This window comes from Mesobacillus subterraneus (genome assembly GCF_000934845.1).
GTDB lineage: Bacteria > Bacillota > Bacilli > Bacillales > Cytobacillaceae > Mesobacillus > Mesobacillus stamsii.
Genome location: NZ_JXIQ01000187.1, coordinates 1 through 24,303, shown reverse-complemented (window position 1 = coordinate 24,303; position 24,303 = coordinate 1). Strand labels below are relative to the sequence as shown.

Genomic DNA, 24,303 nt, shown 5'->3' with positions numbered 1-24,303 from the left:
GACACTAGACAAGCGACTCGAGGGGCTAGGCGCTGGAGCTAGACAATTCTCAAAGTGAATTTTATACTTCTTATTCTTTAAGAAAAGCTTATCGTTTCCCGCTGTCAAACGTTTCACCCACGGCCTTTGGAGCCTGTGATGATTTAGAGAAGATGACAAGTGCAATCAGCGTAACTACATAAGGAAAAATCTTTAAGAGAATAGGCGGGATGACAGCCAGTTCTGGTATTACCTGTGATACGTTCGCAATTGTACTAGCAAAACCAAAGAAAAAGGTGGCTGCCAATACGCCAAGCGGCTTCCACTGACCGAAAATCAAGGATGCCAAGGCAAGGAACCCAAGACCGGATACCGTACCTGTAAACTCACCAGCATAAGTTACAATGATCAAAGCGCCACCTAGACCGGCAAAGGCACCAGAGATGAGCACTCCGCTATAGCGCACTCTTCGTACGTTTATTCCTGCTGCCTCTGCAGCTTGTGGAAATTCTCCGCAGGATCTCAAACGAAGGCCAAATCTTGTTTTGTAAAGGATAAACGAACTGATGAAAAGAATTGCCAAAACAAACCAAGTGGTAGGATACGTTTTTGTAAAGAAAAGATCCCCAATAATTGGAATATCTGACAAAAAAGGCACATTGGATGGCGTGAATCCACTGGTAATACGAATATTCCCGCTTCCTGTCATATTTCTTGCAAGGAATATTGTCAGCGCGGTTGCAATTAAATTAATTGCCGTACCACTTATGATTTGATCTGCGTTTAAGTTGATGCTAGCAAATGCATGCAATACCGAAAAAAGAATGCCTGCTATTACGGCAGCCAATAATCCTAGCCAAAGCACGAGCGTATTGTTTTCGAATACTCCGCTAAGATAATGGATGGATAAGGCTCCTGAGAAGGCACCAATAATCATTAAGCCTTCAAGGGCAATGTTCACAATTCCGCTGCGCTCACTAAAAAGACCACCCAATGCTGTAATGAGAAGTGGAATGGTAAAGACAATCGCGTAAGGAAATATTTGTTCGATAATATGCCACATCTTAGGAATCTCCCTTCTCGACTACAGGACCACTTTTTTCTTTTCGATTAGAGCTTTTCTTTTTCAACTTGTTCAGCGAGCGCTCAATCAGTACACTAGTCGCTGCAAAATAGATAATGATCGCAATAATCGTATTAGCCAGTTCAGGTGGAATTTCCGTCATCGCATTCATAAATCCTGTCCCGGAATAAAGGATTCCAAATAAAACAGCAGCGAAGAACACGCCAATTGGATTATTGGCTCCAAGCAGCGCTACCGCAATTCCATCATAGCCTTGAGCTGGCAGAATTCCGATCTGGATACTGGAAGCATTCCCAGTGTATAGCACTACTCCTCCGAGACCAGCAAGGCCCCCAGAAATCAGCATCGATAAAATGATATTGCGATTCACCTTCATACCTGCATATTCGGCAGCAAATCGGTTGAACCCGACTGCTTTTAACTCATACCCTAAGGTCGTTTTATCAATAATGAAGGCTACAATGATTACCGCGATAACGCCCAAGAATAAGCCGAGGTTAATGTAGGAACCCTGAAACATATCTGTCAGCCAAGGCGTACGCAAGGTAGCTGATTCGGAAAGCTTTTTGGATTCCGTTTCAAGAAATTCTCCCTTAAAATATCCAGGAATGACATAATAGACCGTCCAATAGGCAATCCAGTTCATCATGATCGTCGAAACAACCTCATGAACATTAAACTTTGCCTTCAACAACCCTGGAACGAAAGCCCATAGCGCTCCGCCAAGCATTCCAACCAAAATCATCAATGCAAGCAGGACTGGTCTTGAAAAATCATACGTAAGGCCAACTGCAGAAGCCATTAACCCGCCAATTAACATTTGGCCGGACGCCCCAATATTGAACAAACCGGTTCGGAACGCAAAAGCAACGGACAATCCGGTAAAAATAAGCGGAGTTGCCGTAGCGAACGTATTCCCAATACGTTCCAGGTTTTTTAGTGCCCCTTGAAGGAGATAGGAATAACCTTCAATCGGATTGCTTCCGATGAATAGCATCAGAATTCCTCCAGCGACCAATCCTAATAGAATGGATATAATCGATACGATGGTATGTCTCATAAGCTTTTCTCCTTCGCCACGCCTGCCATCATTAGACCAACTTCATTTTCGTTCGTTTCTGCAGCATTCACTACGCCGACTAATTCACCATTATTCACTATCGCGATGCGATCAGATAGCTGCAGAATTTCATCTAGTTCAAGAGATACAAGCAGTACAGCATTTCCTTTATCACGGTGTTCCACGATTCTTTTATGGATATATTCAATCGACCCTACGTCGAGCCCGCGAGTAGGTTGGACACAAATGAGCAGTTTCGGATCCAATTCCAGTTCTCTACCGATGATCGCCTTTTGCTGATTGCCACCTGATAGTGTTCTCGCAATGGAGACTGCACCCTCCCCAGAACGCACATCGAAATTCGTCAAAATATTCTGTGTATATGTTTTCATCGCTTTTTTGTTCAGGATCCCATTTTTCGAAAAGGGCTTTTTGTTATAAATTTGCAAGACCATATTTTCTTGTAAAGTGTAATCAAGAACAAGACCTCGTTTGTGGCGGTCTTCTGGAATGTGACTCATTCCTTTTTCAAGCCGTTCACGGACCGGCAGGCTGCTGATTTCGTTGCCATCAATCTGGATAGAGCCTGATTCTGCTTTTCGTAATCCTGTAATTGCTTCAATCAGTTCTGTTTGGCCATTGCCTTCCACTCCAGCAATCCCTACAATTTCACCAGCACGAACTTCAAGTGAGAAATCTTTCAAGCCCATAACTTTTCTATTGTTTTTCACAGATAGAGAATCTATTTTAAGTACTACCTCTAAAGGAGTACTTTCTTTCTTATCCACTTTGAATGAAACATGCCGGCCTACCATCATTTCTGCAAGGCTAGCTTCACTCGCTTCAGCCACATTGACCGTACCGATCCCCTTACCACGGCGTATGACCGTACAGCGATCAGCCACTGCTTTAATTTCTTTCAATTTATGAGTGATAATGATAATTGACTTTCCTTCGTTAATTAGATTGCGCATGATCTTCATCAATTCTTCAATTTCTACTGGTGTAAGAACAGCGGTTGGTTCATCCAATATTAAGACGTCTGCATTTCGGTAAAGCATCTTTAAAATTTCTACTCTTTGTTGCATCCCTACGGAAATTTCTTCAATTTTTGCATGAGGATCTACATTTAATCCGTAATACTTTGATAATTCTTCAATTCTTTTTGCTGCTTTGTCGATATCGAGTACCATGCCTTTAAGCGGTTCGCTGCCCAGGATAATATTTTCTGTGACGGTAAAATTGTCTACCAGTTTAAAATGCTGGTGTACCATCCCAATCCCTAAACGGTTGGCCACATTGGGATTTGTGATGTGCACTTCTTTTCCATGAACTTTTACGACGCCTTGTTCAGGCTGATACATTCCGAATAAAACGCCCATCAAGGTTGATTTGCCTGCACCATTTTCTCCCAACAGCGCATGGATTTCCCCTTTTTTTAATGTTAGGGTGATATTATCGTTGGCTACGATACCCGGGAATTCTTTCCGGATATTTAACATTTCTACAACATAACTCATAGTAGCACTCACCTTTGTAATAGACTCTATACCTTTTTAAAAAATAGGGAGCCCCCTATACCGAATTAAATTTTCAGGAAGATCTTTCAAAAATTTACCGTTTGGATTTCAATAGACAAAAGAGACGGAAAGAACCGTCTCTTTCACCTATTTTACTTAAACAAATCTCCTTGTTCCCCAGAAACTTTAATCTCTCCAGACTTGATCTTTTCGTAGACTTCCTTCACCTTGCTAACCGTTTCATCGCTTAGGTTAGGGTTTTTGTCAGGAAGACCGATGCCATCGTTTTTGGCATCAAAAGTCAGAGTTTGTCCGCCAGGGAATTTGCCATCCAGTTCAGCTTTCACCATGTCATAAGAAACCTGGTCAAGCTTCTTCATTGCAGAAGTAAGGATAACGGACTTGTCACCTTCATATTTACCATCTTCATACTGGTCAACGTCTACGCCAACAATCCAAATTTTTTCGCCAGCGCTAGCGCGGTCCTTCGCTTCTTTAATAGCACCGACTCCAACGCCACCTGCAGCTGTAAAGATTACATCAACACCACGATCGTAGTATTGAGCGGCAATTTGTCCACCAGCAGCTGCATTATCAAATGAACCTTGATAAATAACGTTTTCTTTTTTGATTGCTACATTTGTACCAAGATTTTCGTTCGCATATTTAAGGCCTTGCTGGAAGCCCCAGTTGAACTTCTGTACAGCAGGAATTTCCATCCCGCCGATGAAGCCGGCTTCCCCTTCTTTTAGTTCAAGAGCAGCTGCTACACCAGCAAGGAAGCCGGATTCGTGCTCTGCAAAGAATACAGCAACCGTGTTTTCCTTTACAACAGGATTGAAGTCTCCATTATGTGGATTTCCGTCAAGAATGACGAACTTAGCATCTTTGTATTTATCTTGCGCTTGGAATACAGCCGTTTCGAACTTAAATCCAGGAGTAACAATGAACTTATAGCCTGCGTCGTAAAGATTGCCCATTTCTTTTAAATATTCAGCTTCCGTTGTTCCTGCAGGCTTAAGGTACTTAGAATCGACGCCAAATTCATCTTCCGCCTTGAGGATGCCTTCCCATGTGCCCTGGTTAAAAGATTTGTCATCAATTGTACCAGCATCTGTAACCATACCAACTTTTAAATCTGATTTCTTGCTACTGTCGCTGCTACTTCCATTGCTATCGCTGCCACAGCCAGCTAACATAGTGCCTGCTGCCAATAGCAAAGACATCGCTAAACCAAATTTTCGCTTTTTCAAGGTCTGTACCCCCTAGAGAATTGTTTGTAGGATTTAGCAGGAATGTTCTGAAAACCTGAACCGATAGCGTTTTCATAAGTCAGTAAAAAGTTAAACTCTTTTTCTAAGGACGTGAAAACTGAACTTATCGGCTTTAAAGTAATTTACTGAGTAAAGAATCGGCTCGTCATTTTCATCGAAATGCATCTGCTTTAATACGAGCAGAGCCGTTTCGGGTTCACATTCCAGGAACGGTGAAATCTTTTCATGATAGCCTATCGGCTCGATTTGTGCGACTGCATAGGTAACTTTCCTGTTTGATTTGACTTCAAGGAGATGGAGCAATGATTCGTCCCCATACGAAAAGTCTCCAGACAGAATTGTTCCAGGAATTTTGTCCAGACAATAGACTACTGGCTCCCCATTTGCGGTCCTAACTCGTTCAATCAAAGTAATTTCATCATCAATGGAACAGGAAAAACGACGAATATCTTCTTCAGTTGGACCCGTCGTCGTAGAGTTCAAAAAGATGGTTCCTGGCTTCATCCCGGCTTGTTCAATCATAGCGGTCACACTGTTAAGCTGTTCGATTCCTGAAGAAAACAATGGTTTGGCGTTCACGAAGGTCCCTACACCATGCCGGCGAATAATGACATTTTCTTCTTCAAGAATCCGCAAGGCCTCCCTTAGTGTGGCTCTGCTTACGCCTAACTGTTTGGCAAGATCAAACTCTGACGGGAGCTTTTCTCTTTCTTTATAAACCCCTTCTTGAATATCCTGCTTCAAGTGATCGATTACTTGTAAATACAGGTGCCGGTTATCTGATTTGATCGACATGAGGCGTTCCTCCAACCCTTATTGCTCAAAGACATCAGACCTCTGATGTATAGCATTCCTACTAATCGAAAATACTATAACACTTTTTTAATGATAAATAAATAGCGTTTCAACATTTTGTCGAAAAAAGCTGGAAAGACAAAATGACTAAGTTTCTAGTTACATTCATTATCTGTGAAAGCGATTTCTCTATAAAAGCTGGATGTGCTCACCCAGCTTTTTTCCTATCCGCGTTTTTCTTACGCTTCTTCTGACTTAGCCACCAGAACTGTTCGTGGTTTGCTGCCTTCATATGGCCCGACAATGCCGCGAAGTTCCATCTCATCAATCAGTCTGGCAGCACGTGAATAACCAATTCTGAACCTTCTCTGAAGCATCGACACAGATGCTGTCTGCATCTCGACGACAAGGTCTACCGCATCATTATACAAATCATCCTCAACTACTGAAGTATTCTCCGGCACATCTTCAGGAATCATTTCCTCCTGGTACTGAGCCTTCTGTTGGCCGATTACATAATTAACTACCTTTTCTACTTCCTCATCTGATAAAAATGCTCCCTGCACCCTGACTGGCTTCGAGGCGCCAACCGGCAAGAATAGCATGTCTCCCCTTCCAAGTAGCTTTTCGGCTCCACCCATATCGAGGATCGTCCTAGAATCTGTCATCGAAGATACAGCAAAGGCAATTCTTGATGGAATGTTCGCTTTGATCACTCCGGTAATGACATCAACGGAAGGTCTTTGGGTTGCGATGATCAAATGAATTCCTGCAGCACGAGCCATTTGTGCTAGACGCGTGATCGAATCCTCGACATCAGAGGACGCAACCATCATCAGGTCTGCAAGCTCGTCCACGATGACAACAATGAAAGGGAGGAGCGGCTGGCTGGCTTCTTCCTCGTTATTATACCGCTTAATATATTCATTATAGCCTTCAATGTTCCTTGTTCCGGTATGAGAGAAAAGTTCATAACGTCTTTCCATCTCATTAACCACTTTTTTTAGCGCCTGCGATGCTTTCTTTGCATTGGTAACAACTGGCGCCAGCAAATGCGGGATACCATTATAGACATTCAGCTCGACCATTTTTGGGTCGATCATCATCAGTTTCACCTCATGAGGCTTGGCCCTCATCAGGATACTGGTGATGATTCCGTTTATACAGACACTCTTGCCGCTACCTGTCGCTCCGGCAACTAGGAGATGGGGCATTTTATTCAATTCCGCTAGCACTGCTTCACCGGTTATATCCCGTCCAAGCCCAATCTGCAGCTTGGAAGCGGATTTTTGATGTTGGTTTGCTTCAATGACCTCTCGTAATGATACCATCGCCACCTCTGAGTTCGGAACTTCGATCCCAATAGCAGACTTACCTGGAATCGGCGCCTCAATCCTAATATCCTTGGCAGCCAAAGCTAGGGCCAAATCATCATTCAAGCTCACAATCCTACTGACCTTCACTCCGACATCGGGATAGACCTCATATTTAGTAACAGCTGGCCCGAGATGGACCTGCGTAACCCTTGCCTTCACGCCAAAACTATGGAATGTCCGCTCAAGCTTGGCCGCATTTGCATGAATCAATTCATATTCACCGCTCTGGTCCGTTTTATTCGGCAGTTTCAATAAATCCATTGGCGGAAGCTCATATGAGGTATTCTCTGTCTCTGCAAAAGCGATTGGCTGCTTAAATTCCTCGTCTTCGGACTTCATTTCCGCTTTCGCTTTCTTTCCTGGCTGCTGGCTTGGTTGTTCAGTCGGAGCAGCATATGCTCGCTCTGCAAAACTTGAGATGATTGGTTCTGGAGATGGTTCCACTGGAATATCGATCGTTCTATTCACAGAGTCCTCTTCAAGAGGTGTTTCTTTTTTGGCTTCTTTGCTGCTGGATGGCTGTTTTTGTTGTTGTTTTTCTTTCCAATGTTTCACGTCCTCGATAAATGAAAGCCACTGGTTTTTAATGAACCCGACCATCGGTGCAGTAATTTTGCCTGCAGTTTCTGTAAAAGTTTTGCCTGTTACGAGAATTCCACCAATGATGATCAAAAGAAAAGCAATGAGCTGCGAGCCTGCTGCATCGAATAAATAATAAAACAGCGCGAACAGTACAGCACCGATCATGCCGCCACCAAGGTCTGTAGTACTACTCTCCCCTTTTGCTTCCATGACATATAACTCAAACGTGTTCTTGATGACGCTAGGATCTGCAAACTTCCCGCCATTGGACAATAATTCAAATAATGTTACATGACTTAGCAGCAAAACTGCACTAATCATCAAGTATGTACCAATCAGTTTCGTGTGAAAAAGAAACGGGAGTTGCCTTTTCCACATGATAAAAATACTAAAAACGACCAATCCAATGAGACCGATCATATACCACTCACCAAAGAAAAAGCGAAAAAACATCACGATTGTTTTTCCGACAGCTCCCAAATCTGCCATCGCAATGATGGCAAAAGCAAGCAAGGCTAACCCTGCAAGCTCATATTTTATGGTAGTTTTCGCATCACTTTTCTTTCTTGATTGCCTTTTTTTCTTTTTGACCATTTTACTATCACCTGAATCTTTATAGCTTCACTTTCAGCATCATCAGCAAAAAGCAAGAAGAAAAGCAGCCCGATCCGGCTGCCAAAATGCTGTGTGTATCGATATTATATCATATTCGCAAACAGAATCGGCACTTCGTTTTATTGTCACATATTCTAGCGAAGTGAAATGGTGGACCCAGGTTTACATACTGGGTCCATATAATGATTTGGATCTGTACTCATTACCCTAACAATCCGGTATTCATGATTCTCTGTCCATTCAGCCATAAGCGGAATCCCATTATAGGAAATCATGACTTGATTGTTTCCCTCTTCTTCACTGTAGGGAAATACTTGTTCAAGTGGCACCATTGTATACAGGATCATTGCACAATCACTTCTGTCTTAGATTTATTGATATCGATCAGTTCATTTAGCTTCTTCATTGCCTTTCCAATGCCGCCAACTTCATGAATCAATCCCATATCCACTGCATCGTGGCCAACTACGTTTGTACCAATATCCCTAGTTAGGTTTCCTTTGGCAAACATGAGTTCTTTGAATTTTTCCTCCGGGATGTTCGAATGTTTCGTCACAAAATTAACTACCCGCTCTTGCATTTTATCCAGATATTCAAAGGTTGCAGGAACACCGATTACCATACCGGTCAATCTGATAGGATGAATCGTCATCGTCGCTGTTTCGGCGATAAACGAGTAATCACAGGAAACGGCGATTGGAACTCCGATCGAATGTCCTCCTCCCAACACGATGGAAACTGACGGTTTGGAAAGGGAAGCAAGCATCTCTGAAATGGCCAGTCCTGCTTCTACATCCCCACCGATCGTATTCAGAATAACCAGAAGTCCCTCGATATTCTGATTCTGCTCAATTGCCACAAGCTGTGGGATAAGATGTTCATACTTTGTCGTCTTGTTATGAGGCGGCAGCTGCATATGGCCTTCAATTTGGCCTACAATTGTCAAGCAATGGATTTTTGAATCTGGGGACAGCTGAGGCACATTCGTCTGGCCCAACTGCTGAATTTTTTCAAGAAGACCCGATGGTTTATTTTCCTGTTCAGTTTGTTGTTCCTGGTTTCCGACCTCCTGTGTTTCAGCATGATTTATATTCATTTCCTCATCCATCCTTTTATGCTCCCTTCAGACATGATAACTTTAGTATGAACATCCTCATCCATTTCATTCCGAAGCAAATTTAGGAGAGTATAAGAAAACCCGGGCAAACTGCGCCCGGCCCTTTTTCTTTTGGCGGTAATTGAAGCCTGTTGCTTTCCGCGGGGTGTCAGGCGAGCCTCCTGTCGCTATTCCCGCAGGAGTCGAGTGTCTTCCGTTCCAATCAACAGAGTGTAAAAAATTATTATTTGGCTTTCACTAAATCCATAAGTATATGTTTCGTGGTTTTTTACTAAAACAACTGCCATAAGGGCATCTTTCAAGCGGAAAGATACCCTTATGCGAGCATTTTCACCTCTATAAGGGCACCTTTCAAGCAGAAAGATACCCTTATGCAGGATTTCCATCTCTGCTAATGGAGACAGCCTTTTCTCTTATCGTTTTACTTCCATTAAAATAGGCAAAATCATTGGTCGTCGCTTTGTTTTTTCAAATAAATACTGATGAAGGAAATCTCGCATCTCCTGCTTTAAACCAGTCCAGTCAAACTGTTCTTTTAGAAGGTTTTTTTCGACGATTTCCTTTATATAAGCGGCTGAATCGACCATTAATTTTTCTGATTCACGCACATAGACGAACCCACGGGAAAGGATTTCCGGTCCTGAAATGATTTTTCTGTCTGCTTTATTCAGGGTCACAACAACAATTAAAACACCATCCTGTGAAAGCAGTCTTCGGTCACGGAGCACGATGTTTCCTACATCTCCCACTCCGATTCCATCGATTAATGTGTTTCCTGCCTGCACTTTTTGAGTTGACTTGAGTATCCCGCCTGAAAGGTCGATTACATCGCCAAGGTTAGGAATGAAAATATTTTCTTCCGGGACTCCGCATGACTGTGCAACTTTTTTATGTGCTTTCAGCATTTTATATTCACCATGCACTGGAATGAAGAATTTCGGGTTCATCAGATTGATCATGAATTTCAATTCTTCCTGGCTTCCATGGCTTGAAACCTGGACGCTATTCTTGCTTGCCACTACGTTTGCGCCTGCCCGGTAAAGCATATCCATTGTTTTGTATAGGAATACTTCTCTTCCTCTAAGAGGGGAGGCAGCGAACAGAACGGTGTCCCCTTCCTGGATATTCACCTGTGGATGAGCTTTTTTCGCCATCTTCTGCAGAACTTCAATAGGCTCGCCTTGGCTGTCCGCTATTAAAAAAACCACTTCTGTATCTGCCAAGCGCTTTATATCCTCAACCGAAAGGAGGCAATCGCTTTCTACTTGCAAATAACCAAGCTCCAAAGCGATTTCTATCACCCTTTTCAAATTTTCTCCAACCACAGCTACTTTGCGGCCATGAGATATGGCAGTATCTATAAGATGCTGGATTCTATTTAAATCTGAAGCAAAGCAAGCAGCGATAATTCGGCCATTGGCATTATAAAAAACACGGGATAATTCTTCTACGACGAGTGATTCAGATGGTGTATACCCTGGTTTTTCAGCCTCTGTACTATCGGAAAGCAGGCAAAGCACACCTCGCTCGCCAATGGATGCCATCCTGCCAATTTCCGGCTTATACAATCGTGCTGCTGCCTGGTCGAATTTAAAGTCCCCTGTATAGACAATGGCCCCTTCTGATGTATGAATACAAATTCCGACAGAATCTGGAATACTGTGGTTTGTCTTAAAAAAGGAAATGGAAACATTTCCGAAATCCAGTTCTGTATCTGCTGTAATTTCTTGAAAATCAACTTTTCCGGTAAATTCTTGCTCCTTGATTTTTTCTTTTGCAAGCGCAAGAGTAAGCTTCGTTCCATATACCGGTACAGTTAATTTCCGCAGGAGGTAGGTTAACGCTCCTATATGGTCTTCATGTCCATGTGTCAGAAAAACTCCTTTTACCCTTTTACTGTTGGCACTTAAATAGGAAAAATCCGGAATGACGATATCGATCCCAAGCATGTCATCTTCTGGGAACATCAATCCGGCATCCATTACAAAAATATCATTGTCCACTTCGGTGACATACATATTTTTTCCCATTTCCCCTACGCCACCAAGCGCAATGATTTTAACGTTTTCATTTTTAATTATCAATTGTCTGCTCCTCCTATGTAGTTATCTCCCGAACGAAATCAATTAAAACCATTATACTTGATGGCAGAAAATCCTTACAACTTAATTCTCTGTTTTGCACAGTTTTAAAAGTTACCTGATTCGAATGCTAAGCGCTGCAGAAAGAAATTGTAAAGGAAAAAGGCCAGCCATATTTGGCCAGCCTTTGTAGAATAAGAAAGTATAAAATTCACTTTTCTTATTCGAACAATTTTGCTACTGCTGTTCTTTCTTGCTCTGTCATTGGTACCATTGGCAAACGAACCGAGCCAACGTCGAGCCCTTTTAGCTGCAAAGCCGTTTTGATTGGTCCGGGACTTGGAGCGGCAAACATCCCTTGCATGATTGGAAGCAGACGCTGGTGCAATTTCGCTGCATCTTCGTTTCTACCATTGAGAAATGCTTCCACCATTGCTTGCATCTCGTTGCCAATCACATGGGCGGCAACCGAGACAATTCCAACTCCTCCAATCGCGAGTACCGGAAGTGTCATCCCGTCATCTCCGCTGTAAAGAAGAAAATCCTCCGGCGTGCTGGCAATGATTTTTGTCATCGCATTCAGATCGCCGCTCGCTTCCTTGACAGCCACGATATTCGGGATGTCAGCAAGCCTGATTATCGTTTCAGGCTGTATAGTAACTGAGGTCCTGGAAGGGATATTGTAAATCATCAATGGCAAGGCCGTAGCTTCCGCTGCCGCTTTATAATGTTGATAAAGGCCTTCCTGGTTTGGCTTGTTATAATAAGGTGCGACAATCATAATCGCATCCACACCAGTTTCTTCTGCTTTCTTCGTCAACTCGACCGTAGCATATGTGTCGTTGCTGCCTGTTCCAGCAATGACTGGAACTCTTTTGTCAACGACTTTCACGACATGCTGAAATAATGCGAGTTTTTCTTCCTTTGAAAGGGTGGGAGATTCACCTGTAGTTCCTGCGATAACTAGTGAATCGGTGCCGTTCGATATCAAATGGTTGACTAGTTTGGTTGTTTTAGCGAAATCAATGTGACCTTTATGATCGAATGGGGTCACCATTGCTGTAGATACTCTTCCGAATTGAACCATTCCTGTTCACTCCTATTCTTAAAAGCTGGGTGCAAGCGATATTATCGATCGTTTCTTTCGAATTCTATCGTTTCTTCTTCGAGCTGGAAAGCATCATGAAGTGCATTCACCGCTTTTCCCAAATCCTCCTGTTTAACAAGAACCCAAATAGTTGTGTGGCTGTCAGCGGATTGAAGGATGCGAATGCCTTTTTCGGATAATGCCGTTACGATTTTCGAGGTCACACCTGGAACACCCGCCATACCTGCACCTACAACAGAGACTTTAGCACAATGCTTCTCCACCTGTGGAGAGTGCCCTAGACCTTCAAGGACTTTCACCGCCCGGTCTGTCATTTCATCATTTACAGTATATACTACTTCATTAGGAGATATATTGATGAAATCCACGCTGATGTTTTCATTGGCCATAGCCTTGAATACTTCTGATTGTAGATTGTATTGATCCTTTTTGGCAAAAACTTTGATTTGACTGACGTCGGAAACATGGGCAATCCCTGTAACAGGACGTTCTTTAATATCCGTTCCCTTCTTTTCGCGATTCAGGGTTGTCACCAAAGTCCCGAGGCCTTTCGAATACGTGGACCTGATCCTGATTGGCACTTTTGCCTGCATGGCAATCTCAACAGCACGAGGGTGAATGACCTTCGCCCCCTGATATGCCAAGTTGCAAACCTCTGTATAGGTAACGACGGAAAGCGGTCGTGCATTATCAGCAATCCGCGGATCGGCTGTCATGATTCCTTCCACATCGGTGAAGATGTCAATCCATTCAGCATTCAAAGCTGCACCTAAAGCGGCGGCGGACGTATCACTTCCGCCTCTTCCGATCGTAGTTATATCTCCATTTTTGGCTGCTCCCTGAAATCCCGCGACAACCACTACATCTACATTGTTTAATTCCTGCAGCAAACGGTCACATTTCATTTCCATGATCCTGGCGTTCGTATGCTCACTGTTCGTCCTGAAACCTGCCTGTGCACCAGTAAGAGCAGTCGCATTAAGGCCATGCTCAACCAGGAGATTTGTAAAGACCACACTCGATATCGTTTCACCGCAGGACAGCAGCAGGTCAAGCTCTCGCTTGCTGACTTTGCTTCCATTTCCACCAATCAGGCTGAGGAGCGTGTCCGTCGCATATGGATCACCCTTCCGGCCCATTGCCGAAACTACTACAACTGCTTTATATCCGTCTGCAACGGCATTTTTTATATGATCTATAGCGTGACTGCGGCTTTGCTGATCTCGAACAGACGTACCGCCGAATTTTTGAACGATTATTTTCATCAAAACACCTCAGAATTCTGTCATCTAACCGACTGCGTTATTTTACAAGACCAAGCTTAACAAGACTTTCTGCTATCTGAACAGAGTTCCATGCAGCTCCTTTAAGAAGATTGTCGGATACTACCCACATGTGGAAGCCTTTATCGTTATCAAGATCCTTCCTGATCCGGCCAACGAAAACATCTCTTTTTCCCACACAGAGTGCAGGCATTGGATATAATTGCTGCTCCGGATCATCCTGCAGAACTACACCAGGAGATTCTGCCAATAATGCCTTCACATCTGTGGCTGACACCCCGCCTTCAGTCATTTCAATATACACTGATTCTGAATGGCCGGTTCCCACAGGAAGACGCACACATGTAGCTGCAATCTGAAGCTCTGGCATGTGCATAATCTTCTTCGTTTCATTGATCATTTTCATTTCTTCATATGTGAATCCATTCTCCACGAATGTATCAATTTGCGGGATCGCATTGAAGGCAATCTGGTAGTGCTTTTCTCCGGATTTGACAGGAAGGATTTGAGGATCAATATCTTTGCCATCAAGGATTGCCCGAGTTTGGTCCTCCATCTCCTTCACCGCTGCTCCGCCTGCACCAGATACTGCCTGATAAGTTGAAACGATAATTTTATCAAGACCGTAGCGTTTACGAAGCGGCTCTAATGCGACAACCATCTGAATCGTCGAACAATTAGGGTTGGCGATGATTCCGTTGTGATTAAGCAAATCTTCTTCATTCACTTCTGGCACTACCAGTGGGATATGTTCATCCATTCTGAAAGCACTTGTATTATCTACAACAATTGCCCCATGTCTTACCGCTTCCGGTGCCAATTGTTTCGAAACACTTCCTCCGGCGCTAAAAAGGGCGATATCCACGCCTGCAAAGCTTTCCGGTTTTGCTTCCTCAACTGTTATTTCATTCCCTTTATATATGACCTTCGAACCAGCAGATCTCGCTGAAGAAAGCAATACTAGTTCTGAAACTGGAAAATCTCTGTTTTCAAGAGTCTTGATCATTTGCTGACCAACTGCTCCTGTTGCTCCAACTACTGCTACTCGGAATTCTTTTCTCTCTGTCATACTTGTTTCCCCTTCCACTGCCAATATCGATTTGATGTATATTATTCTATATTTTATCATATTCACTCTCTAAGGAAAGAAACATTTTACGACACTGCCGGAGAAAAGCGTTCCCAGTTGAAATATTTATGTTTGTTTGTCTAGGATCACTTGTATTCTTCTAGTTATCCTTATAACGTTCCACAAGCACTGGCTGCAGTTGTATGCCTTTCATTGCTTCGAGAACCGTTTCGGAGAGCAGCTCCATCTTTGCTACCATTGAATTAGGTTTTTTAATCGGATCATCCTGACCAAAAGGAATCATGAAAATATTCTTGGTTGCCATTAGTCTCATCAAATTTATGCCATTAAGTCCCAATGCATCATTGGTAGAAATACCGAGCACTACTGGTTTTTGGTTTCTTAAAGTAGCTTTAGCCGCCATCAAGACTGGGGAATCTGTCATCGCATTTGCAAATTTGCTCATAGAGTTCCCAGTAAGAGGCGCAATGACCATGCAATCCAACGGAATTTTTGGTCCAAGAGGCTCTGCCTTAACGATGGAGTCAATCACTTTATTGCCCGTGAGTGCTTCAATTCGCTCTACCCAATCTTCGCCTTTTCCAAAACGTGTTTCCGTACTTTTAACAGTGAATGTAACAACCGGCAAAACTTCTGCGCCTGCATTTACCAACTTCTTGATTTCTGGAAAAACAGCATCATACGTACAATGGGAACCTGTCAATCCAAAACCAATCTTTTTTCCTTGTAAACTCATTCTTCTATCTCCTTTCTTTTAGTGAAATCTTCCATAAGCAATTGAGAAAGAACATTTGCTAATATAAAACCTGCCGTCTTGGGTGCTACGATACCCGGAAGCCCTGGCGCAAGCAAAGCCTTGATTCCGCGTTTTTCCGCATAACGAAAATCTGTTCCACCTGGTTTGGACGCAAGGTCAATGATCAATGTATGGGCAGGCATTCTTGAGATGACAGAAGCAGTTACAATCGGATACGGAATGGTATTAATGCAAATATCGCTATCAGAAACTGCCTGACCTATATCTGATAAAAAGAAAGCTTCTAAACCCATTTCAATAATCCTAGCAATATGCTCACTTTTACGGGCACCCACCTTTACCTTTGCCCCAAGTGCGTGGAATGTTCTTGCAACACTCATACCGACTCTTCCAAGCCCAAGAACTGAGACATTTGAGCCATGGATTGTGAAATCTGTATGCTGGATTGCCATCATGATTGTTCCTTCCACCGTAGGAATAGAGTTATAGATGGCGACATCATCCCGGGAGAAAAGCTGGACTAGTTTCCTGTTTGCCTGCTTGGCAATTCCGGTCAAGTATGCATTGCTAATACCTGAATAAACTGTGCAATGCTCTGGTGTCCGTTCAAGCATTTCTTGTACGAGAACTACTTTTTCATTGGAGAATATGGTTTCGACCTGACCATCGAGACTGGTTCCTGGAACAGGCAGGATCAAAGCATCCTGAACGGAAAAATCAACTTCCTCTATCTTTTCTTTTGAGGCACCTGTAAATGCATGGTCCAATTGCTCGAAGCCTATTAAAGAAAGCTTTGCATCAAGCTCTGTTAGCTTGCGAATAATCTCCAGCTGTCTTGCATCACCGCCGATAACCGCGATTTGCATTTCGGTCAGCATGAGAACAATCACCTTCTTTTCCATTAATCCTGGCTTAATTTCTATTCAACACGAACTACTTACACATCATATGTATTCAATCGAGAATAGGTGAGTTAAAAGCACCAACAACCAAATACACAAAACCCAATTAGCTTGTTATTTGCAAAAAAAATAAGCCGGCATTTATGCCCGCTTCACTCTTCTTCCGGTATATCGATGATGATCATATCTGCACCTATTTTTTTAATGTGCTTCCACGGCACCCTTACCTCGCCGGATTGCTTACGTAGGCCAAACCATTTTAATGATGGGATGATCAACGCTTCTATCTGACCGGTTCTCTCGTTAATATCCAAATCTGTCTGACCGAGTACTCCTAACCTTTCCGCCTTTTTCACGTCCACAATTTCTTTGCCTCCAAGTTCACTCAGCTTCATGGTAACCCTCCTCCTCGTCATTTTGTCCTTATCCTATATGTATCATTACGAATTCTTTTTTAGAATAGAAAAAACAGCAGCTTATTCAAAAAGCTGCTGCTAGTTTGATTAAATGGTTGGCAGTTCGCCACTCGGGCTGACAAGCGATATGGAAAACTGGTCAGTGAAAATTTTATTGGCGATACCGTCTACACGTTCCTTTGTCACCTGATCGATTTGTTCGACGATTTCATCAAGAGAGCGATGCCTTCCAAGTAAAAGTTCATTTTTTCCATTCCTGCTCATGCGGCTGTTTGTGCTTTCAAGGCTTAGCATTAAACTGCCTTTCAGTTGCTCTTTGCTATTATTAAGTTCTTTTTCTGTAATGCCATCTGCACGGAGCTTATGAAGTGTCTCCTGGATTGTATCATAAAGAACATTCAGCTGATTTGCACCGGTTCCGCCATAAATTGTCACCATTCCGCTATCGCGGTATGCAGAATGATAGGAAAATACGGAATAGGCTAATCCACGCTGTTCCCTGACCTCCTGGAATAACCTACTGCTCATACTGCCGCCGAGCACATTGTTCAAGACAATCAGGTTGTATACATCAGAATGTCCGATCTGCAAACCTTCAAATCCAAGGCAAAGATGGGCTTGCTCCGTTTCTTTCTTGCGAGAAATTTGTTTCGCATGGAATTTCGGTTTGAGATATTCCATTTCTTCTTTGCTTGCTTCGTAAGCTCCAAAGAATTGTTCAGCATTTTTAATGAACGATTCTGTGACATTCCCAGCAATTGATATGACTACATTTTCCGGGCGGTACATATCATGAATGTATTGCTCCAATTTTTCTCCGGTAAAGGTTTGAAGCGTCTCTTCGGTACCAAGGATTGGGTAACCAAGTGGATGCTCGCCGTATATCGCCTGGCTTAGCAAATCATGGACGATATCATCCGGCGTATCTTCATACATTTTTATTTCTTCATTGACTACATTCTTCTCTTTATTCAATTCTTCAGAGTCAAAAGTAGAGTGAAAGAACATATCCGCCAATACCTCGAGAGCATATTGGGCGTGGTTATCCAGCACCTTCGCATAATAGCAAGTATATTCTTTCGAGGTGAAGGCATTCACCTGACCACCGATACTGTCAAATGATTCAGCAATTTCTCTGGCAGTCCTGGTTTTGGTGCCTTTAAAAAACATATGTTCAAGGAAATGAGAAATCCCATTGTTTTCAGGATTTTCATTTCGGGATCCAGTCCCAATCCAAACACCTATTGCTACGGATCGAACTGTTTTGATTTCTTCCAGAACAATTCTTACACCGTTTTGGCATGTATATTTCTTTATCATTCTATTCCTCCTCTGGTACCTGCTGCTATACCTACTGCATTTACTAAGTATAGTTCATTTAACTTACTTTTTCCAAATACAACGCTATTTTTTCATATTTTTTACCGGGAGGATGCGATTTTCACTTAACATGTCTGATACCGTCCCTATTTGCAAACCCTTCCCCTTGATTTCGGTAATTAATTGGTCTAGCGACAATGCAGTCGGCTCGGTAGGATGCATTAAGATTAGTGCTCCATTGTGAACCTTTCCCATCACTCTGCTTATCAGCTTTTCCGGGGTAGGCTTCTGCCAATCGATTGTATCTACACTCCACATTACGGTACCTAAACTACGGGCCGCAGCAATGTCAACTACTTCGTCCTTATAGGAGCCGCTTGGCGGTGCAAACCATTTAGTTCTTTTTCCTGTCACTGCTTCTATCACTTCATCCGTCTTGCTAATTTCTTCATTTATTTTAGCGGCAGAAAGTTGTTTCATATCCGGATGCGTGAAGGAATGGTTGCCAATTTCATGCCCTGCATCGGCAATCATTTTCGCCATCCCTGGATTATTTTTTACCCATCTGCCCTCCAAAAAAAAACTTGTGGTAATATGATGTTTTTTTAATGTCGCCAGTATTTCGGAAAGGTACTCATTTCCCCAAGCGACATTGATAATAAAACTGACCATCGGTTTATCGGGATGCCCTTTGTAGATAGCCTGAGGCGGCAAGTCACTTAGATGAATTTTTGGCGGCACTTGAACAAAGACGAGTTGATCAACCTTGAATTTTCCATCCTTTTTCATTTTTTCGTATGATTTTTTCACATCGACTTTTCGTCCATTATAGCCAGGAACTGCCTTCCAGACCGGATCAATTCTTGCGTTAGAAGGTTCAATTTCATATTCTTTTGCCCTTTTTTCTATTTCTGCCAGCAAGTCGTCTTGCTGTCCTGAAACAGCGATTATTTCCGTTTTCAGGTCTGATACATATGTGTGAGAAATTGGATTATTAACCATTGTCCAGGCTGTGATCAGCATGACAGAAACCAACGCAATTTTTCTTGCATTCATTTTTTGTGCCTCCCCTTCCGTTAGGCCTCTAAAGCTTTTCATCAAAGAGAGTGCCTTATTTTACTTTATGAAGCAGAAGGACAAGGTAGAACGACACTGCAATACAAAAGGCCGGGGGGTCCCCGGCCTTTTGTATCTTTTCATTTGGAATTTATTGTTTTTCAACTTTTTCACGCTGTTCTTTCAATACGGCTTTGCGTGAAAGATTTACTCTTCCTTGTTTATCAATTTCCGTGACCTTGACTAGCAGCTCATCGCCAAGCTTCAATACGTCTTCCACTTTTCCAACTCGTTCTTCTGCAAGTTCAGAAATATGGACCAAACCATCTTTGCCAGGGAATAGTTCCACAAATGCACCAAACTTTTCAATCCGGCGGACTTTGCCAAGATACATCTCCCCAACTTGAACTTCGCGAACGATATCCTCAATGATTTTCTTGGCCCTTTGGATCATTTCCTCGTCCACTGAACCAATAAACACCGTTCCATCTTGTTCAATATCAATCTTCACACCGGTTTCTTCGATGATTTTATTAATTTGTTTTCCGCTTGGTCCAATAACGTCCCGTATTTTATCCGGTTTGATCCACATAGTAATGATTTTTGGAGCATACTCGGATAGCTGTTCACGTGGTTTATTGATCGTCGCAAGCATTGATTCTAGAATTTGCATACGACCTTTTTTTGCCTGCTGTAATGCTTCATCTAAAATTTGACGAGACAACCCATCGATCTTGATATCCATCTGCAATGCTGTTACCCCTTTTGCTGTTCCAGCTACTTTGAAGTCCATATCGCCCAAATGGTCTTCCATTCCTTGGATATCTGTCAAAACGGAGTAATGCTCGCCTGATTTAATCAGACCCATAGCAATGCCAGCTACCGGCGCTTTAATAGGGACACCAGCATCCATCAAAGCTAAGGTACTTGCACAAATACTAGCTTGTGAAGTGGATCCATTCGATTCTAAAACCTCTGATACAAGCCGGACTGTATATGGGAAGTCTTTTTCATTCGGGATGATAGGTTCAAGTGCACGTTCTCCAAGCGCACCGTGCCCAATTTCACGTCGGCCTGGACCGCGTATTGGTCCCGTTTCCCCTACGGAGAACAACGGGAAATTATAATGGTGCATAAAACGTTTTTCTTCCTCAATTCCAAGGCCATCAAGGATTTGAACATCGCCCATTGCTCCAAGTGTACAAATGCTTAACGCCTGGGTTTGCCCTCTTGTAAATAAACCGGAACCGTGCGTGCGCGGAAGCAGGCCAACTTCTGAAGAAAGCGGGCGGATTTCATCAACTTTACGCCCATCTGGACGTACCTTTTCTTCGGTAATTAAACGGCGTACTTCCCCTTTGACAATTTTATCAAGGATTTGTTTCACCATTTTCATCTGGTCTGCATCAGCTTCCTGCTCTTCAAATCGAGCAACAACAGCATTTTTCACTTCTTTGATTGCGTCTTCTCGAGCATGCTTTTCCTGAACTTGAATTGCAGCAAGCATGTCTTGTTCGCAAATTGTGCGAACTTCTGCTTCTAACTCTTTATCTATTTCAAAGAGAGTAATTTCGCGCTTCTGCTTGCCTACTTGTGCGACAATTTCCTGCTGGAAAGCAATCAGACGCTTGATTTCGTCATGTCCAAACATGATTGCTTCAAGCATTACTTCTTCAGGAACCTCATCAGCACCTGCTTCTACCATGTTAATTGCATCCATTGTACCTGCAACAATAAGATGCATATCGCTTTTTTCAGTCTCTTCAACAGAAGGATTGATAATGAAGTTCCCATCCAATCTTCCAACTGTTACACCAGCGATTGGTCCCTCAAAAGGGATATCGGAAACACAGAGTGCAAGGGATGACCCAAACATTGCTGCCATTTCGGAGGAACAATTTTGGTCCACACTCATGACAATGCTGATTACCTGGACATCATTGCGAAAACCTTCAGCAAATAATGGACGGATCGGGCGGTCAATCAAGCGGCTGGCAAGGATTGCCTTTTCACTTGGGCGTCCTTCACGCTTTATAAAGCCACCCGGAATTTTCCCTACCGCATACAGTCTTTCTTCGTAATTAACCGTTAAAGGAAAAAAATCTAAATTTTTCGGTTCTTTTGATGCAGTTGCTGTGCTTAATACAGCAGTATCTCCGTATCGGACAAGGACGGCACCATTTGCCTGCTTAGCAAGCTGTCCTATTTCGACAGTAAGCTTGCGCCCTGCCCAGTCAAAGGAAAAACTTTGTTTTTCTTGTTCCATACATTTATACCCCTCTCTAACATGAAAATCCAACCAGATTTGCAACCCGGGTGGGATAATTATTGGAAACATCACATAGTCTGATTTATAACAATAAGATGAATCTCGACAACCAAATGCCTGTCCAAAAGAAACTTTTATGTTATAGTATTTGCCAAAAACAAAGCGCTTACTAACAATATAATGTTATGTACACTCAAAAAAAATTCCCTAATAAAAAAGCGGGATAAATCCCGCTTTTACAGACTATCTACGTAGACCAAGCTTGTTGATTAACTCGCGGTAACGAGCAACATCCTTGTTACGAAGGTAAGTCAGAAGATTACGACGCTTACCTACCATTTTCAAAAGACCGCGACGTGAGTGGTGATCCTTCTTATGAACGCGCAAGTGGTCGTTCAATGTGTTGATTTCTGCAGTCAGGACAGCGATTTGAACTTCTGGAGATCCAGTATCACTTTCGTGAGTCTTGAATTCGTTGATCAGTTCATTTTTACGTTCTTTCGTGATTGCCATCCGATTCACCTCCAATTAGTAATCCCCTGTTTCCTAGCAAGCGTCGGTGACTCGACTTGCCAAGCAACGGTTTGTATTTGATACGATAATAAGAATACCTCTTTTTACTACAAAAAGCAAGTTTAACCCTAGTTTTTTTCAAAGTGGAGGATTGCTTCTCGTTTATCTTTTTCAATTTGGGCAACCAACTGTTCAATCCCCTCGAATTTCTGCTCATTTCTGAGTCGGAGGTGCCATTCGATGATGACTGATTCTCCATATATCTCTCTGCTGAAATGGAAGATATGAACTTCAATCGATGGTTTTGCGTTTTTCTCCTCGTGGAAGGTTGGTTTATAGCCTACATTGCACACCCCTTCATGCCATTTGCCATTAACCTTGATTTTCACAGCATAGACACCTATTGGCGGGAGGATATAGTCTTCCTCCATCTGAACGTTTGCCGTAGGAAACCCAATCGTTCGTCCTCGACGTTCCCCATTTATCACAATCCCTGTTGTTGTATAATACCTCCCGAGCAGGTGTGGCATTTGATCCACCTTCCCATCTCTCAGGCATCCGCGAATTAACGTAGAGCTAACCTTTTCATTTTCCGAAGTCGACAGTTTAGAAACGACAGTAAAATGAAATTTCGCTCTGGAATGGAATTGGATTGTCTCCATATTTCCCTTGCCCATCTTACCATATGAGTAATCAAAGCCAGCGATGACATGTTGGACATTCAGTCCGATAATATAATGGTCGACGAATTGCTGAGGCAATAGACCAGAGAACTCAGTTGTGAAGGTGATCACAAATAAATAATCGATCCCCAGTTCTTCTATCAATCGTACCTTTTCTTCTAATGGGGTGATATATTCGATATGTTGGACATTTTTACCGAGCACAACGGAAGGGTGGGGATCAAATGTCATTACTGCACTCTTGATTCCGTTTGTTTTGGCCACTTTTTTCGCTTCCATGATCACCTGCTGATGGCCGAGGTGAACACCATCAAAATAGCCTAAGGCAATGGCCATTGCCGGAAAGTCTTCTATTTTATACCCATGAGGATGGTTTAGCCTAATCAATTCCACGATTTCATTCACCTTTTCTGACCAAGCTGCTCTTTTCATCAGGACTTTTTTTCATCACTGATTTTGTATTTATTGGAGCAATAAAGCTATTGCTCATTTCTCAATACTTTATCAGGTTTCATCATTCCGTTTTTAGTTGGATGTGCCCTGTAAATGGCGAGCGCTTTTCCGTCTTCTGTTTCCACGACAATTGGGCCTTCTTCTCCTTCCAGTTCTTTCGGAATTTGAAGCAATGCCCCATTTTTCACTTTCTCTGCTACTTTATCATTAATGCGATTTTTCGGCAAATAAGAAATACCAGTCTCCAAAGGGAACAGAGCGGTTTCGAGCTTTGATTCCTTCTCCATTTCTTCGAGCTGTTCGAAGGTAAAGCAGTCAGCTAGTGAAAACGAAGCGGCCTGAATTCTAACCAATGAAGACATATGCGCTGGATACCCTAATTTTTCACCGATTGTAACAGCTAATGTCCGAATATAGGTGCCTTTGCTGCATAAAACCCGGAATTTAAAACTGACCTGCTCTCCTTCAAAAGCAGTTCGTTCTTCAAGCAGCTCCATGCTGTATATCGTTACTTTCCTGGTTGGCCTCTCCACTTCAATTCCCTTTCTTGCATATTCATAAAGTTTCTTCCCATTGACTTTTACTGCAGAATACATTGGTGGAGTTTGTTGGATTTCGCCAACGAGTGATTGGAGAATCTTTTCGATTTCCTGTCTTGCAATCAGCCGGTCTACTGTTTTTTCTTCCACTTTTTCTCCTGAAGCATCTTCTGTGGTAGTGGTGAACCCGAGGGTAACTTCCCCTTCATAGGCTTTTCCTGCATCTGTGATGTATTCTGCTATTTTCGTTGCCTTGCCGACACAGATGGGCAGTACTCCGGTTACATTTGGATCTAGAGTGCCTGTATGGCCAACCTTCTTCGTCTTTAGCAGCTTCCTAAGCTTAAACACACAATCATGCGAAGTCATTCCAGCTGGTTTAAAAAGAGGCAGAATTCCTTCCATATCCTTTCCCCCTCGTATATTATGTT

The 24,303-nt window shown here is 42.8% G+C and carries 21 protein-coding genes; all 21 read right to left on the bottom strand.

Going from position 1 to position 24,303, the window contains the following annotated elements; translation table 11 throughout:
- Nucleotides 1-88: 88 nt before the first annotated feature.
- Nucleotides 89-1,042 carry an ABC transporter permease gene (locus UB32_RS17540; protein ID WP_044396217.1) on the bottom strand — a complete coding sequence of 318 codons (954 nt, stop codon included), beginning with the start codon at nucleotides 1,040-1,042 and terminating at the stop codon, nucleotides 89-91.
- Between the two features lies 1 nt (nucleotide 1,043).
- Entirely contained in the window at nucleotides 1,044-2,123 is a 1,080-nt protein-coding gene (locus tag UB32_RS17535) for an ABC transporter permease (RefSeq protein ID WP_044396215.1), read from the bottom strand.
- The gene (locus UB32_RS17530; RefSeq protein ID WP_044396213.1) at nucleotides 2,120-3,643 is read right to left on the bottom strand and encodes an ABC transporter ATP-binding protein; all 1,524 of its coding nucleotides are present in this window, start codon (nucleotides 3,641-3,643) and stop codon (nucleotides 2,120-2,122) included. The genes UB32_RS17535 and UB32_RS17530 overlap by 4 nt, the downstream gene beginning before the upstream one ends.
- A gap of 152 nt (nucleotides 3,644-3,795) precedes the next feature.
- A complete protein-coding gene (locus UB32_RS17525) occupies nucleotides 3,796-4,896 on the bottom strand; it encodes a BMP family lipoprotein (protein WP_044396210.1) in 1,101 nt (366 codons plus the stop codon).
- Nucleotides 4,897-4,986: 90 nt separating this feature from the next.
- Entirely contained in the window at nucleotides 4,987-5,712 is a 726-nt protein-coding gene (locus UB32_RS17520; RefSeq protein ID WP_044396208.1) for a GntR family transcriptional regulator, read from the bottom strand.
- 239 nt (nucleotides 5,713-5,951) lie between these two features.
- Nucleotides 5,952-8,264 carry an FtsK/SpoIIIE family DNA translocase gene (locus UB32_RS17515; protein ID WP_044396206.1) on the bottom strand — a complete coding sequence of 771 codons (2,313 nt, stop codon included), beginning with the start codon at nucleotides 8,262-8,264 and terminating at the stop codon, nucleotides 5,952-5,954.
- A 155-nt stretch (nucleotides 8,265-8,419) separates the two neighbouring features.
- A complete protein-coding gene (locus UB32_RS17510) occupies nucleotides 8,420-8,632 on the bottom strand; it encodes a YlzJ-like family protein (protein ID WP_044396204.1) in 213 nt (70 codons plus the stop codon).
- Nucleotides 8,629-9,381, bottom strand: coding sequence for a ClpP family protease (locus UB32_RS17505; protein WP_044396226.1), 753 nt, complete (start codon nucleotides 9,379-9,381; stop codon nucleotides 8,629-8,631). Before UB32_RS17505 ends, UB32_RS17510 begins: the two co-directional genes overlap by 4 nt.
- Nucleotides 9,382-9,815: 434 nt before the next feature.
- Entirely contained in the window at nucleotides 9,816-11,432 is a 1,617-nt protein-coding gene (locus UB32_RS17495) for a ribonuclease J (RefSeq protein ID WP_044396223.1), read from the bottom strand.
- Nucleotides 11,433-11,703: 271 nt separating this feature from the next.
- Nucleotides 11,704-12,570: a 4-hydroxy-tetrahydrodipicolinate synthase gene (dapA, locus tag UB32_RS17490; protein WP_044396200.1), complete on the bottom strand. Its 867-nt coding sequence runs from the start codon at nucleotides 12,568-12,570 to the stop codon at nucleotides 11,704-11,706.
- A gap of 41 nt (nucleotides 12,571-12,611) precedes the next feature.
- Complete coding sequence (dapG, locus tag UB32_RS17485) at nucleotides 12,612-13,856, bottom strand: aspartate kinase (protein ID WP_044396198.1); 1,245 nt, start codon at nucleotides 13,854-13,856, stop codon at nucleotides 12,612-12,614.
- A gap of 37 nt (nucleotides 13,857-13,893) precedes the next feature.
- Nucleotides 13,894-14,943 carry an aspartate-semialdehyde dehydrogenase gene (gene asd, locus UB32_RS17480; protein WP_044396195.1) on the bottom strand — a complete coding sequence of 350 codons (1,050 nt, stop codon included), beginning with the start codon at nucleotides 14,941-14,943 and terminating at the stop codon, nucleotides 13,894-13,896.
- A 160-nt stretch (nucleotides 14,944-15,103) separates the two neighbouring features.
- Nucleotides 15,104-15,700: a dipicolinate synthase subunit B gene (dpaB, locus tag UB32_RS17475; protein WP_044396193.1), complete on the bottom strand. Its 597-nt coding sequence runs from the start codon at nucleotides 15,698-15,700 to the stop codon at nucleotides 15,104-15,106.
- Entirely contained in the window at nucleotides 15,697-16,599 is a 903-nt protein-coding gene (gene dpaA, locus UB32_RS17470) for a dipicolinic acid synthetase subunit A (RefSeq protein WP_044396190.1), read from the bottom strand. Before dpaA ends, dpaB begins: the two co-directional genes overlap by 4 nt.
- A 176-nt stretch (nucleotides 16,600-16,775) precedes the next feature.
- Nucleotides 16,776-17,018, bottom strand: a complete 243-nt coding sequence (locus UB32_RS17465) for a YlmC/YmxH family sporulation protein (RefSeq protein WP_044396188.1) — start codon at nucleotides 17,016-17,018, stop codon at nucleotides 16,776-16,778.
- A 108-nt stretch (nucleotides 17,019-17,126) separates the two neighbouring features.
- Complete coding sequence (locus UB32_RS17460) at nucleotides 17,127-18,359, bottom strand: M16 family metallopeptidase (protein WP_044396186.1); 1,233 nt, start codon at nucleotides 18,357-18,359, stop codon at nucleotides 17,127-17,129.
- An 84-nt stretch (nucleotides 18,360-18,443) separates the two neighbouring features.
- Complete coding sequence (locus tag UB32_RS17455; protein WP_044396184.1) at nucleotides 18,444-19,415, bottom strand: polysaccharide deacetylase family protein; 972 nt, start codon at nucleotides 19,413-19,415, stop codon at nucleotides 18,444-18,446.
- A 151-nt stretch (nucleotides 19,416-19,566) separates the two neighbouring features.
- On the bottom strand, nucleotides 19,567-21,681 hold the full coding sequence (pnp, locus tag UB32_RS17450) for a polyribonucleotide nucleotidyltransferase (RefSeq protein WP_044396182.1): 2,115 nt from the start codon (nucleotides 21,679-21,681) through the stop codon (nucleotides 19,567-19,569).
- A 246-nt stretch (nucleotides 21,682-21,927) separates the two neighbouring features.
- Nucleotides 21,928-22,197, bottom strand: coding sequence for a 30S ribosomal protein S15 (gene rpsO, locus UB32_RS17445; RefSeq protein WP_023614845.1), 270 nt, complete (start codon nucleotides 22,195-22,197; stop codon nucleotides 21,928-21,930).
- A gap of 128 nt (nucleotides 22,198-22,325) precedes the next feature.
- Nucleotides 22,326-23,312, bottom strand: coding sequence for a bifunctional riboflavin kinase/FAD synthetase (ribF, locus tag UB32_RS17440; protein ID WP_198528218.1), 987 nt, complete (start codon nucleotides 23,310-23,312; stop codon nucleotides 22,326-22,328).
- 47 nt (nucleotides 23,313-23,359) lie between these two features.
- Complete coding sequence (truB, locus tag UB32_RS17435; RefSeq protein ID WP_044396219.1) at nucleotides 23,360-24,277, bottom strand: tRNA pseudouridine(55) synthase TruB; 918 nt, start codon at nucleotides 24,275-24,277, stop codon at nucleotides 23,360-23,362.
- Between the last annotated feature and the right edge of the window lie 26 nt (nucleotides 24,278-24,303).